Genomic DNA, 12,075 nt, shown 5'->3' with positions numbered 1-12,075 from the left:
TTTCCCCTCCGTGTTACACTGCCTGCCTGTTTTTTATCAGGTGCAACCATGAAACGAGAACTCGCGATTGAATTTTCCCGTGTGACCGAAGCCGCTGCATTAGCGGGCTATCACTGGTTAGGACGCGGCGATAAAAATGCGGCCGACGGTGCAGCCGTCCACGCTATGCGCATTATGCTCAATACCATTGATATCGATGGTCAGATTGTGATTGGCGAAGGCGAAATCGACGAAGCGCCGATGCTCTATATCGGTGAAAAAGTCGGTACCGGCCTTGGGGATGCGGTGGATATCGCTGTCGATCCTATCGAAGGCACACGCATGACGGCGATGGGTCAGGCCAACGCACTGGCAGTATTAGCCGTGGGCGATAAAGGTAGCTTCCTGCACGCACCTGATATGTACATGGAAAAACTGATTGTCGGGCCCGGCGCGCGCGGTGCTATCGATCTCAACCTGCCGCTCGAAGCCAATCTGAAGAACATCGCCATCGCTCTGGATAAACCCCTCAGCCAGCTGACCGTGTCGATTCTGGCTAAGCCGCGCCATGACGCGGTGATCGCTCAGCTCCAGCAGCTCGGCGTGCGTGTGTTTGCCTTCCCGGATGGTGATGTTGCGGCCTCGATTTTGACCTGCATGCCTGACAGCGAAGTGGATGTACTTTACGGTATCGGCGGTGCGCCAGAAGGTGTGGTGTCCGCTGCAGTGATACGTGCAATGGATGGCGACATGCAGGCTCGGCTATTGGCGCGCCACGACGTCAAAGGCGACAGTGAAGAGAACCGTCGTTTGGGCGAGCAGGAGCTGCAACGTTGTGCTGAAATGGGCATTAAAGCCGGAGAAGTGCTGAAGCTGGAAGAGATGGCGCGTAACGATAATGTGATTTTCGCCGCCACCGGTATCACCACCGGTGACCTGCTGAAAGGCATTACACGCAAAGGCAACATCGCTACCAGCGAAACCCTGCTGGTGCGCGGTAAATCACGCACCATCCGCCGCATCCAGTCGATCCATTATCTGGATCGCAAAGACGCGGCGCTGCATCAGTTTATCCTGTAATCGCCTGTTTGCCGCTCTCCGGATGACGTGAGAGCGGCCACCAGCACAGCAGCATCACCAGCGATGTGACAAACATCAGCATCCCGAGGCTCGACTGATCGTGCTGCGGCAGTAGCGCCGACAGCCAGGCAATTACGCCAGAGCCCAAATTCTGTATGCCACCAATCAGCGCGCCCGCACTCCCTGCTAACCATGCATACGGCTCCATCGCACCGGATGTTGCCAATGGGAACAGCATCCCGGCACCAAAGAAGAACAGTGCGGCAGGCACCAGCAGTGTCCAGATATTCATGATGCCGAACCATGCCGGAATCCACATCAGCAGACCCGCCAGCAAGCAACTGTTCACGCCGTACCACATCAGCGTATGCCAGGACTTCTGCTCGCGTCCGGCAAACCACGCACCAAAAAAGGCGGCCGGGATTGGCAGGATAAACAGAATGCTGACGGTGATGCCATCCAGACCGAGCACGCCCCCCATCAACACCCCACAGCTAGCTTCAAACACTGCGATACCTGCCAGGGCGCCCACCAGCAGCAGCAGATAGCGGATAAAATTCCCGTCGCTAAGTAAGGTGGCATAACGGCGCAGAAATGGTGTGGCAGGCGTATCCACGGGACGCGTTTCGGGTAGCCAGCGCGCCATGGAAGCTGTGACGCCGACGCACAGCAACAGCAGAAAGGCAAAACAAGCGTGCCAGCCAAACAGGTGCGTCAGTAGCGCGCCAATCACCGGTGCCAGCAGCGGGCTCACCAGAATTCCCATATTCAGCAGACTATTGGCCTGGCGCAGGGCGATACCGGAATAGAGATCGCGCGGCATAGTGCGCGCCATCACCCCCGCGACGCCAGTACCCAAACCCTGCACCGCGCTGCCCAGCACCAAAATCTGCAGTGATGGCGCAAACATGGCGATCAATGCCCCCACGGCAAAGATCGTCATACCGATAAGGATCACCGGACGACGGCCAAAGCTGTCTGACAACGGACCATAGATCAGTTGTGATCCACCATAGGTCATCAAATAAGCGGCCATGACCTGCTGCATGCTGCCACTGCGTACGTTCAGGGCTTCGGCCATGTTCGCCATCGCCGGCACATAGATGGTTTGCGCCATCTGTCCGACCGCCACCAGCACGATCAGCATGAATAACAGGAAGCGGTTTTGTGTTTTATTCTTCAACATGGAACAAAATGTCTGCCTGAGAAACAAAATAAAAGCAGCACTAAAAAAGGCTGCTGGCGATTAATGGCGGCAAAAATATCAGGATTGCATGACAAATCGAGAGGTGAGTGCAAAGCGACTGGCGCAGTGGTGTCAAGATTACGTACCGGGTCGTAACCCGACCGCTACAGTTGATGTGGAGTGCGCATGATTTGTCGCTGAGAGCCCTTTACTCTCCGCCGGGCTGGAAATCTGTGAGAGGGCTGACGATGATAGTGACACGCCTGAATAATCAATAATAAGGAGCGATCATGGCAGAGTGGATCAATGCGGAAGTGAAAGAAGTGAAAAACTGGACCGATGCACTGTTCAGCCTGCGCGTTACCGCGCCGATTGATACCTTTACCGCCGGGCAGTTTGCCAAGCTGGCGCTGGAAATTGATGGTGAACGCGTGCAACGCGCCTATTCATATGTGAATGCACCGCGCGATCCCTTACTGGAGTTCTATCTGGTAACCGTGCCAGAGGGTAAGCTCAGTCCACGTTTGCAGGCATTGCAGCCTGGCGATCAGGTGATGGTGACCAAAGAAGCTGCAGGATTCTTTGTACTCGATGAAATTCCCGACTGCAGCACGCTATGGATGCTGGCCACTGGCACGGCGATCGGTCCTTATCTATCGATTCTGCAACAGGGCGAAGATCTGGAACGGTTTGATAACATTGTGCTGGTGCATGCGGCACGTTTCGCCGATGACCTGAGCTTCCTGCCGTTGATGCAGCAGCTGCAACAGCGCTATCAGGGCAAGTTGCATATTCAGACGGTGGTGAGTCGCGAAGAGATCGCCGGTTCGCTGCACGGTCGTGTTCCGCAGCTCATTGAGAGCGGTGAACTTGAACGTGCGGTGGGTTTGCCGATGACCGCTGACACCAGCCACGTGATGCTGTGTGGTAACCCGCAAATGGTGCGCGATACCCAGCAATTGCTGAAAGATACGCGTGAGATGCGTAAACATTTCAAACGCAAACCCGGCCATATGACCAGCGAGCATTACTGGTAATCCGTGTGGTGTGAAGAATGTCAGACTTTTCCCTGTGCGGGTTTTGACTTTGGTCGGTAAAAACCGTTCTAATCGTGGGCTAAGTGAATGATTTAGGGCCGAAGCAATGAAGAACCTGCCAGTCGCGCTGCTCTTGAGCGTCGCGCTGACATTTCCCGCCTGGGCGGAGGATGCGACACCGCAGGATCGAAGCGATCACCTGCCTGCCGCCCCTTATCTATTGGCAGGTGCCCCCACCTTCGATATGACCATCGCGCAGTTCCGCGAGAAGTACAACGCAACGAATCCGGACCTGCCGTTGCAGGAATATCGTGCGATTGATAATCGAGACGATAAAAGCAACCTGACGCGCGCCGCCAGCAAGATCAATGAAACACTCTATGCTTCTACCGCGCTGGAGCAGGGCACCGGAAAAATCAAAACGCTGCAAATTACCTGGCTACCGGTTCCCGGCCCGGATATGAAAGCCGCGCAGGCACGTGCGATGGATTACATGACAGCATTATTGCGATTTTTTGTCCCAGGTTTATCGCCTGCAGATGGACGCAAAAAGCTTGATGCACTGCTCAGCGCAGGCAAAGGCGCACGCTATTTTGCCAGTACTGAAGGCGCATTGCGTTTTGTGGTCGCGGATAACGGTGACAAGGGATTAACCTTCGCGGTTGAGCCAATAAAACTGGCGCTCGCGACCCCTTGATCACCGCGGCAAAAATGACGAAAAGCAAAGCCAGCGACACGTTTGATCTCTATACTGTCTGGCAGACATCGCTGCCCGATGGCAGCGCTATTTCATGAATCGCGTTATGCGGAGGAAAGAATGCGACATCCACTGGTTATGGGTAACTGGAAACTGAATGGCAGCAAGCACATGGCAGGCGAGCTGATTGAAGGTCTGCGCAAAGAGCTGTCTGGTGTTGAAGGTTGTGGCGTAGCAATTGCTCCACCCACTCTCTATCTTGACCTGGCAAAACACGCCGTCTCCGGCAGCCACATTGCACTGGGTGCACAGAACGTTGACGTTAACCTGTCTGGCGCATTCACCGGTGAAACCTCCGCAGAAATGCTGAAAGATGTCGGCGCGAAATACATCATCATCGGCCACTCTGAGCGTCGTACTTACCACAAAGAAAGCGACGAGTTCATCGCGAAGAAATTTGCTGTGCTGAAAGCAGCCGGCCTGGTACCAGTACTGTGCATCGGTGAAACTGAAGCAGAGAACGAAGCGGGCAAGACTGAAGAAGTGTGCGCACGTCAGATCGACGCCGTGCTGGAAACTCAAGGTGCTGCTGCGTTCGAAGGCGTGGTTATCGCTTATGAGCCAGTCTGGGCGATCGGTACCGGCAAATCCGCTACACCTGCGCAGGCCCAGGCCGTGCACAAATTCATTCGTGACCATATCGCGAAGAAAGATGCGGCGATTGCTCAGCAGGTTATCATTCAGTACGGCGGTTCTGTTAACGACAAAAATGCCGCAGAACTGTTCACCCAGCCAGATATCGATGGCGCGCTGGTTGGCGGTGCTTCACTGAAAGCCGATGCGTTCGCAGTGATCGTGAAAGCAGCTGCAGCAGCGAAAAACGCCTAAGTTTTTAGGTGTTGAACAAGGCGGCTGATGGGCCGCCTTTTTTATTGCCAGAGATGCGTACTGAGACATGTAACTCATACACTGAGGAAGATGTGATGAAACAGTTCTGGAACCCCCCAGCGTGCTTATACGTTTCATTGAAGCTTTATATTGGAAGCCATGGTTAATGGTTCAAAATCTGGCATTGGTGGTCCTGCAACTCCTCCGCAGAACCGCTGTTTAACATTAACCAGTTACGTTCCAGCGCCAGCAACGCTAAGCGCCCATCCGGTAATTCCGCCAGTGCCATCCCATATTTTCCCATCTCGCTGCGCGCATTAGGCACTTCAGTCGCCAGACGAATAAAGACACTTTGCTGCGCCAGTTCAGCCGTCGACAGTGTGCGAATCAAATAGCGATGTTTGCGCAGCGTGGCTGGTTGCCACTGTTCATTGAGCTTAGGGCTTAACGCATCAAGCCGCTGGCGCACATCAGGACGCAGACAGGAGATGTGGATGTGCAGTTGATTCTGCGTACGGCCATATTGCGCATTAATCGCCAGTGACAGCACGCTATCATCAATCGGTGCACCGCGTTTTTTGGCCAACAGACTGCGCTGCAGCCAGGCGGCGGCAAACAGATTGGGCGTGGTGGGTTCGAGAATAATCGGGCTTTCCATGCCAGTGATTTTTTCAATCGGCATCAGTAAATACTGCAGTGGACCGTTGAGGTCTTTCAGCGTGACATAACCCTGTGCCGTATTCACTTGCTGACAAGGGGCGGGATTGCCACTCTTCGCCAGATTGGGCTCGCACTTTTCACTGATGATCTGCCAGAGGGCATTGGAGTTTTTCTGGAAATGGAAGGCGCTGACGATCAGTCCGACAATCAGCACCAGCAGTAAAACGGTTAGCAACTTCAGGGTGCGACGACTTCCCTGCATGGCCGAATTCCTCTGTTCATCACCTGCCAGCATCCTCGCCTGCCGTCTGGGCAATGTCACGGACTTTTACTGCTGTGTAATGCAAAACGGCCAGCATCAGGCTGACCGTTTCAGTTTGATGCGATGACAATTACGGTTTCATGACCTGATCGTAACTGCCACCATCAGCGAAGTGCGCTTTCTGCGCTTGCGTCCAGCCACCGAACTTGCTGTCGATAGTGAACAGTTTCACCGGCGCAAAGGTGCTGGCAAACTTTTTCGCGACTTCAGGATCGCGTGGACGATAAAAGTTTTCCGCTGCGATGGTCTGGCCTTCTGGTGAGTAGAGATACTTCAGGTAATCTTCGGCCACTTTACGCGTGCCCTGCTCATCCACCACCTTATCGACCACCGAAACGGTTGGTTCTGCCAGAATCGATTCGCTTGGCGTGACGATTTCGAACTTGTCTTTACCCAGCTTGTTCACCGCCAGATACGCTTCGTTTTCCCAGGCAATCAGCACATCGCCTATGCCACGTTCAACGAAGGTGTTGGTGGCGCCACGTGCACCGGAGTCCTGCACTTCTACGTTCTTGAACAGCGCCTTCACATACGCGAGTGCTTTGGTCTGGTCACCGTTGTTTTGATCCAGCGCCCAGCCCCATGCGGCCAGATAGTTCCAGCGTGCGCCACCTGAGGTTTTCGGGTTCGGGGTGATCACCGATACGCCGGGTTTAATTAAATCGTTCCAGTCATGAATGCCCTTCGGGTTGCCCTTACGGACCAGGAACACGATGGTGGAAGTATAAGGGGCGGAGTTGTCTGGCAGACGCTTAATCCAGTTTTTATCGATCCGACCACGGTCAGCAATAGCATCCACGTCAGACTGCAGCGCCAGGGTTACGACATCAGCACGAATGCCGTTGATCACAGAGGTCGCCTGCTTCCCTGAACCGCCATGAGACTGACGGATCACCACATTGTCACCCGTTTCCTGCTTGTAGTGTGCGCTAAACGCTTTGTTGTACTGTTCATACAGCTCACGCGTTGGATCGTAAGAAACGTTTAACAGCTGGATATCCTTTGCCAAAACACTGGTGGAAGCCAGTAACAGGGTGACACCAATACTCCACTTGTTCATTGCTTGCTCTCCCGAGGTCGTTATAGAACAAGACTGACATAAACCAATTCAATGATTAAAGAATTAAAAATAAGTGGTTATAACTGGAGAGAATATAAGTGGGAATAAAAAAGGGCACGGTGGAGGCCGCGCCCTGATTTAGTTTGATTAGTAGAGTTTTTTCGCCGTATCCAGCCAGTCGCGCTTGAATGGGCGCTTCATGTTTTCAATCGCGTCAATGATGTCGTGATGCACCATCTTCTCATTCTGAATACCGACACAACGTCCGCCGTAGCCCTGCAACAGCAGTTCGATGGAGTAGGCACCCATACGTGACGCCAGGATACGGTCGTAAGCGCATGGTGCACCGCCACGCTGAATATGCCCAAGCACCGTTGCACGTGTTTCGCGTTTGGTTTCTGCTTCGATGTAATGCGCCAAATCGTCGATATCACAGATGTGTTCGGTAATGGCCACAATGGCATGTTTTTTACCTTTGGCGATACCCGCTTTGATCTCTTCGACCAGTTCTTCACGGGTATAAGGAATTTCCGGCAGCACGATAAATTCACAACCACCGGCGATGGAAGCAGCCAGAGTCAGATCGCCGCAGTAACGACCCATCACTTCCACGATGGAAATGCGCTGATGCGAAGAGGAGGTGTCGCGCAGACGGTCAATCGCTTCAACCACGGTTTCCAGCGCCGTGAAGTAACCGATGGTGTAATCGGTACCGGCAACGTCATTATCGATGGTGCCTGGCAGACCAATGCACGGGAAACCCATTTCCGTCAGACGTTTGGCACCCATGTAGGAACCGTCACCGCCGATGACCACCAGCGCGTCAATGCCGCGCTTCTTCATGTTCTCAATGGCAACCTGACGAACTTCCTCATTACGGAAATCCGGGAAGCGCGCAGAACCGAGGAAAGTGCCGCCACGGTTGATCATGTCGGACACGCTGTAACGGTCGAGGTTGATCATACGGTCTTCATACAATCCCAGATAGCCGTCGTAGATACCAAAAACTTCAAGGCCTTCACTCAGCGCGGAACGGACAACTCCGCGGATGGCTGCGTTCATGCCTGGGGCGTCACCGCCGCTGGTCAGTACTCCGATTTTTTTGATCATGACAACCTCTGGATTGTTCAAAACTAAGGATTATTCCTGCCTGCCGACCGGTGTAAACCCGCTCACGATCGTGCGGCTTAATAGTTGCAGATAGTATATCAAAGGCTTGATGCTGAATTGATTCAGGTCAGACAAGTTTTCGCTATTTTTTTACAGAGTTGTTAGCGTTACGTCATTTTTATAACGCAACGCCATGATATTTAAACGCTAAAACTGGAAAAAGCCTTGCTGATTTTCAGGCACCACCGAACAGGGATCCTGATGGATGATAACATCCGAACCGGGAAACTTAAGCCGGAGTGCTTGCTCGATCTGATCCGCTACCTGATGCGCCTGCACCAGCGGCAGGTGGTCATCCATTTCCAGATGAAGCTGGATAAAACGGGTTGGCCCGGATTGACGCGTACGCAGTGCATGGGCACCGCGCACACCTGGCCAGTCGCTAACCAAATCGATAATCGCCTGCTTCTCTTCTTCCGGCAATGCGCGGTCCAGCAAAGATTGCACCGCTTCATAACCCATGCGCAAAGCGTTATAGAGGATGTACACCCCAATCCCCAGCGCAAAGAGCGCATCTGCCCGGACAAAACCATAGCTGCTTAACACCAAAGCCACCAGGATCGCGCCGTTCATCACCACGTCAGATTGATAGTGCAGCATATCCGCACGTATCGCCTGGCTGCGTGTCCGACGCACCACCCAGCGCTGGAAAGTCACAAGTAACAGGGTGGACAAAAGGGCGACCACAGTGACGACGATACCGACCAGCGGCGCACGTAATATATTGGGTGAGGCCAGATGCTGAATACCCGTGAGAAATAAAAACAGTGCCGAGCCGGAAATAAACATGCTTTGTGCCAGTGCGGCAAGCGACTCCGCTTTACCGTGGCCGAAGGTGTGATCAGCGTCCGCAGGCTGGAGTGAATAGCGCACCACCAGTAAATTTGTGAGCGATGCAGCGATATCCACCAGTGAATCGACCAGGGCGGCCAACATACTGACTGAGCCAGTCAGCCACCAGGCAAAAATTTTCACGATCAACAGTAATGTCGCCAGCGTCGTTGCCGCCAGCGCCGCGCGGTTGACGAGTTTCGCGTAGGAGGGATCCATGCCATGCCTCATAGAAGCGTCTGCTCAGCGCAACGCCTTTAGTCACATAATGGCTCAAGTTTATCATCGGCAAGCGTAAGCTGCGTGAATTGAATATTAAGGTGATGATGCAGCACAGGATTGGCAGATAAAAAAAACCCCCGCATCATGCGGGGGAAGACAGGGATGGTGTCTATGGCAAGGAAAACAGGGATACTATGTTACTGGTTACTGCTGGTACTACTCACTGCATGCAGCGGTGATGATGGCTGCAATCCTGAGAGCTGACGCATATCGTTAAGTCGCCGCTCATAATTCTTCTGCAATGTCGCTTGCTGTGCAGGCGTTAGCAGGTGATACATCTGGTTGCGAACCCGAGCCATCTCAACTTGCAGTTCTATCTGCGCGCGGGCTTGTTTCTCTGCCTGCTGTCGGATAGCCGATTCGTTAAATTTGTCTGCAATGACAAGGTCATGCATAGTTTCAATATCCTGAACGCTCATAGCCGGGCGCTCATGTCGTGCTTGCTGCATCAGGTCTCGCATCTGTTGCCGCTGTTGTTCAGTCAGCTCAATGCCATCGAACATGTGGCTTTGCGGATTTTGCGTCATACTGCCTGTCGTCAATCCGCCGTTATGATGCATCTCGTCAATCGTCGTCGTGTCTGCTGCTTCTGCGCTGGCGTGACTGAGAACCATCGCTGAGGCAATGACGACGGCGGTTAAGTAGCGCATCGTTTACTCCCAGTTCGTTCCGTTTTGCGATTCAACGAGAGCTAGTGTACGGCGATAGCTGCAAACATCCGTCAGGGGGTGTAAAACTACGTAAAGCGTTGGAAAGCAAGTCAAGGAACACGGTATTTTGCCTGCGGAGGGCAACAAAAAATGAATAAAATCCTGTTGGTTGATGACGACCGCGAATTAACTTCGCTGCTTAAAGAACTGCTTGAGATGGAAGGTTTTGAGGTGATTGTCGCCAGCGATGGCGAGCAGGCGCTTAACCTGCTGGATAACAGCGTTGACTTGTTATTACTCGACGTCATGATGCCGAAGAAGAACGGTATTGATACGTTGAAAGAATTACGACAACAGCACCAAACTCCGGTCATTATGCTGACCGCTCGTGGTAGTGAGTTGGATCGTGTTCTTGGCCTTGAGCTGGGCGCGGATGACTATCTACCAAAACCGTTTAATGACCGTGAACTGGTGGCGCGTATTCGGGCTATTTTGCGCCGTTCAAACTGGAGCGAACAACAACAGCAGCATGACAATAGTTCACCCACGCTGGAAGTGGATTGCCTGCGCCTCAACCCAGGCCGCCAGGAAGCCAGCTTCGATAGTGAAACGCTGGATCTGACGGGCACGGAATTCACTCTGCTCTATTTGCTGGCACAGCACTTAGGTCAGGTCGTGTCACGTGAGCACCTCAGTCAGGAAGTGCTGGGTAAACGCCTGACGCCGTTTGACCGCGCGATTGATATGCACATTTCAAACCTGCGTCGTAAATTGCCGGAACGTCGTGATGGTCATCCGTGGTTTAAAACGCTACGCGGACGCGGCTATCTGATGGTTTCGGCATCATGATTGGAAGTTTGACCACCCGCATCTTCGCCATTTTCTGGCTCACCCTGGCGCTGGTGTTGATGCTGGTTTTGATGGTGCCCAAACTCGACTCACGCCAGATGACTGCACTGCTGGAAAGTGAGCAACGACAGGGCACCATGATTGAACAGCACGTTGAAGCTGAGTTATCGCAAGATCCTCCCAACGACCTGATGTGGTGGCGCCGGCTGTTTCGCGCCATCGACAAATGGGCCCCACCCGGTCAACGCTTGTTATTAGTGACCAGCGAAGGCCGGGTGATCGGAGCGCAGCATAATGAAATGCAGGTGATTCGTAACTTTATCGGCCAGTCTGATAATGCCGATCATCCGCAGAAGAAAAAGTATGGTCGTGTGGAAATGGTGGGCCCGTTCGCCGTGCAGGATGGTGAAGATAACTATCAGCTCTACCTGATCCGCCCCGCCACCAGTTCTCAACTGGACTTCGTCAATCTACTGTTTGACCGTCCGTTATTGCTGCTGATTGTCACCATGCTGATTAGCTCGCCACTGCTGTTATGGCTGGCGTGGAGCCTGGCGCGTCCAGCGCGCAAACTGAAACATGCTGCCGATGAAGTGGCGAGCGGAAACTTACGCCAGCATCCTGAACTGGAATCCGGTCCACAGGAATTCCTGGCAGCAGGTTCAAGTTTCAACCAAATGGTGAGCGCACTTGAACGCATGATGACCGCACAGCAGCGTTTGTTATCCGATATCAGTCATGAATTACGCACGCCACTGACACGTTTGCAGTTGGCTACCGCCCTACTGCGCCGTCGCAATGGTGAAGGTAAAGAACTTCAGCGTATCGAAACGGAAGCCCAGCGGCTTGATGGCATGATTAACGATTTGCTGGTGCTCTCACGCACTCAGCATAAAAATGCCTTAGTCAGTGAAGCGATGAAGGCGAACCAGCTGTGGAACGGTGTACTGGAAGATGCCAAATTTGAAGCCGAGCAGATGGGTAAAACCATGGATGTGCCGTATCCGCCTGGTCCGTGGCCACTGTACGGCAACCCGCATGCCCTGGAGAGCGCGCTGGAGAACATCGTGCGCAATGCGCTGCGTTATTCCCACACGCATATTAGCGTGAGTTTTTCGGTGGATATCCAGGGCATTACCGTTCACGTTGATGACGATGGCCCAGGCGTTAGCGCTGAAGATCGCGAGCAGATTTTCCGCCCCTTTTATCGCACTGATGAAGCACGCGACCGTGAATCTGGTGGCACCGGTCTTGGACTGGCGATTGTGGAAACGGCCGTACAACAGCATCGCGGTTGGGTGAAAGCCGATGACAGTCCATTAGGCGGTCTGCGGCTTACGCTCTGGTTGCCGCTGTACTCCGCTCGTCAATAATTTGCTATGCT

12 protein-coding genes are annotated in these 12,075 nt (G+C 53.4%); 6 read left to right on the top strand and 6 right to left on the bottom strand.

Annotated elements, in window-relative coordinates:
- The first annotated feature begins 48 nt into the window (after positions 1 to 48).
- A complete protein-coding gene (gene glpX / locus WFP70_RS16520) occupies positions 49 to 1,059 on the top strand; it encodes a class II fructose-bisphosphatase (protein ID WP_337023863.1) in 1,011 nt (336 codons plus the stop codon).
- Here glpX and emrD read toward each other — a convergent pair.
- Positions 1,049 to 2,245 (bottom strand): multidrug efflux MFS transporter EmrD, encoded by a 1,197-nt coding sequence (gene emrD / locus WFP70_RS16515; protein WP_058960114.1) that lies wholly within the window; start codon positions 2,243 to 2,245, stop codon positions 1,049 to 1,051. The two genes, glpX and emrD, sit on opposite strands and share 11 nt — an antisense overlap.
- A 290-nt stretch (positions 2,246 to 2,535) precedes the next feature.
- Between emrD and fpr the strand changes: the two genes are divergently transcribed.
- The 3 genes from fpr to tpiA all read left to right on the top strand — a co-directional run bounded on the left by fpr (position 2,536) and on the right by tpiA (position 4,867).
- Entirely contained in the window at positions 2,536 to 3,282 is a 747-nt protein-coding gene (gene fpr, locus WFP70_RS16510; RefSeq protein WP_097119673.1) for a ferredoxin--NADP(+) reductase, read from the top strand.
- Between the two features lie 106 nt (positions 3,283 to 3,388).
- Positions 3,389 to 3,979 carry a YiiQ family protein gene (locus WFP70_RS16505; RefSeq protein WP_034823757.1) on the top strand — a complete coding sequence of 197 codons (591 nt, stop codon included), beginning with the start codon at positions 3,389 to 3,391 and terminating at the stop codon, positions 3,977 to 3,979.
- Between the two features lie 120 nt (positions 3,980 to 4,099).
- Positions 4,100 to 4,867, top strand: a complete 768-nt coding sequence (tpiA, locus tag WFP70_RS16500; RefSeq protein ID WP_034823759.1) for a triose-phosphate isomerase — start codon at positions 4,100 to 4,102, stop codon at positions 4,865 to 4,867.
- Positions 4,868 to 5,030: 163 nt separating this feature from the next.
- On the opposite strand, the gene WFP70_RS16495 is transcribed toward tpiA, so the two are convergent.
- From WFP70_RS16495 to cpxP, 5 genes are all read right to left on the bottom strand, one after another.
- Positions 5,031 to 5,789, bottom strand: a complete 759-nt coding sequence (locus WFP70_RS16495; RefSeq protein ID WP_097119671.1) for a CDP-diacylglycerol diphosphatase — start codon at positions 5,787 to 5,789, stop codon at positions 5,031 to 5,033.
- Positions 5,790 to 5,919: 130 nt separating this feature from the next.
- Positions 5,920 to 6,909: a sulfate ABC transporter substrate-binding protein gene (locus tag WFP70_RS16490; protein WP_058960117.1), complete on the bottom strand. Its 990-nt coding sequence runs from the start codon at positions 6,907 to 6,909 to the stop codon at positions 5,920 to 5,922.
- Positions 6,910 to 7,056: 147 nt separating this feature from the next.
- Positions 7,057 to 8,019, bottom strand: coding sequence for a 6-phosphofructokinase (gene pfkA / locus WFP70_RS16485; RefSeq protein ID WP_034823768.1), 963 nt, complete (start codon positions 8,017 to 8,019; stop codon positions 7,057 to 7,059).
- Between the two features lie 207 nt (positions 8,020 to 8,226).
- On the bottom strand, positions 8,227 to 9,129 hold the full coding sequence (gene fieF, locus WFP70_RS16480) for a CDF family cation-efflux transporter FieF (RefSeq protein WP_034823770.1): 903 nt from the start codon (positions 9,127 to 9,129) through the stop codon (positions 8,227 to 8,229).
- 200 nt (positions 9,130 to 9,329) lie between these two features.
- The gene (cpxP, locus tag WFP70_RS16475; RefSeq protein ID WP_034823772.1) at positions 9,330 to 9,842 is read right to left on the bottom strand and encodes a cell-envelope stress modulator CpxP; all 513 of its coding nucleotides are present in this window, start codon (positions 9,840 to 9,842) and stop codon (positions 9,330 to 9,332) included.
- 150 nt (positions 9,843 to 9,992) lie between these two features.
- Here cpxP and cpxR point away from each other — a divergent pair, with 150 nt between their 5' ends.
- Both cpxR and cpxA read left to right on the top strand, forming a co-directional pair.
- Positions 9,993 to 10,691 carry an envelope stress response regulator transcription factor CpxR gene (gene cpxR, locus WFP70_RS16470; protein WP_034823774.1) on the top strand — a complete coding sequence of 233 codons (699 nt, stop codon included), beginning with the start codon at positions 9,993 to 9,995 and terminating at the stop codon, positions 10,689 to 10,691.
- Complete coding sequence (gene cpxA, locus WFP70_RS16465; protein ID WP_034823776.1) at positions 10,688 to 12,064, top strand: envelope stress sensor histidine kinase CpxA; 1,377 nt, start codon at positions 10,688 to 10,690, stop codon at positions 12,062 to 12,064. The genes cpxR and cpxA overlap by 4 nt, the downstream gene beginning before the upstream one ends.
- Positions 12,065 to 12,075: the final 11 nt, after the last annotated feature.

The sequence above is a fragment of the Pantoea sp. USMM079 genome (assembly GCF_037153115.1).
GTDB classification, from domain to species: domain Bacteria; phylum Pseudomonadota; class Gammaproteobacteria; order Enterobacterales; family Enterobacteriaceae; genus Pantoea; species Pantoea communis.
The sequence above is the reverse complement of the archived record's forward strand: the minus strand, read 5'-3'. Positions and strand labels throughout refer to the sequence as shown.

Coding starts and splice junctions, on each gene's coding strand:
- cpxA (WP_034823776.1), top strand. CDS start 10,688: ATGATTGGAAGTTTGACCACCCGCATCTTCGCCATTTTCTGGCTCACC.
- WFP70_RS16505 (WP_034823757.1), top strand. CDS start 3,389: ATGAAGAACCTGCCAGTCGCGCTGCTCTTGAGCGTCGCGCTGACATTT.
- cpxR (WP_034823774.1), top strand. CDS start 9,993: ATGAATAAAATCCTGTTGGTTGATGACGACCGCGAATTAACTTCGCTG.
- tpiA (WP_034823759.1), top strand. CDS start 4,100: ATGCGACATCCACTGGTTATGGGTAACTGGAAACTGAATGGCAGCAAG.
- pfkA (WP_034823768.1), bottom strand. CDS start 8,019: ATGATCAAAAAAATCGGAGTACTGACCAGCGGCGGTGACGCCCCAGGC.
- fieF (WP_034823770.1), bottom strand. CDS start 9,129: ATGGATCCCTCCTACGCGAAACTCGTCAACCGCGCGGCGCTGGCGGCA.
- glpX (WP_337023863.1), top strand. CDS start 49: ATGAAACGAGAACTCGCGATTGAATTTTCCCGTGTGACCGAAGCCGCT.
- emrD (WP_058960114.1), bottom strand. CDS start 2,245: ATGTTGAAGAATAAAACACAAAACCGCTTCCTGTTATTCATGCTGATC.
- fpr (WP_097119673.1), top strand. CDS start 2,536: ATGGCAGAGTGGATCAATGCGGAAGTGAAAGAAGTGAAAAACTGGACC.
- WFP70_RS16495 (WP_097119671.1), bottom strand. CDS start 5,789: ATGCAGGGAAGTCGTCGCACCCTGAAGTTGCTAACCGTTTTACTGCTG.
- WFP70_RS16490 (WP_058960117.1), bottom strand. CDS start 6,909: ATGAACAAGTGGAGTATTGGTGTCACCCTGTTACTGGCTTCCACCAGT.
- cpxP (WP_034823772.1), bottom strand. CDS start 9,842: ATGCGCTACTTAACCGCCGTCGTCATTGCCTCAGCGATGGTTCTCAGT.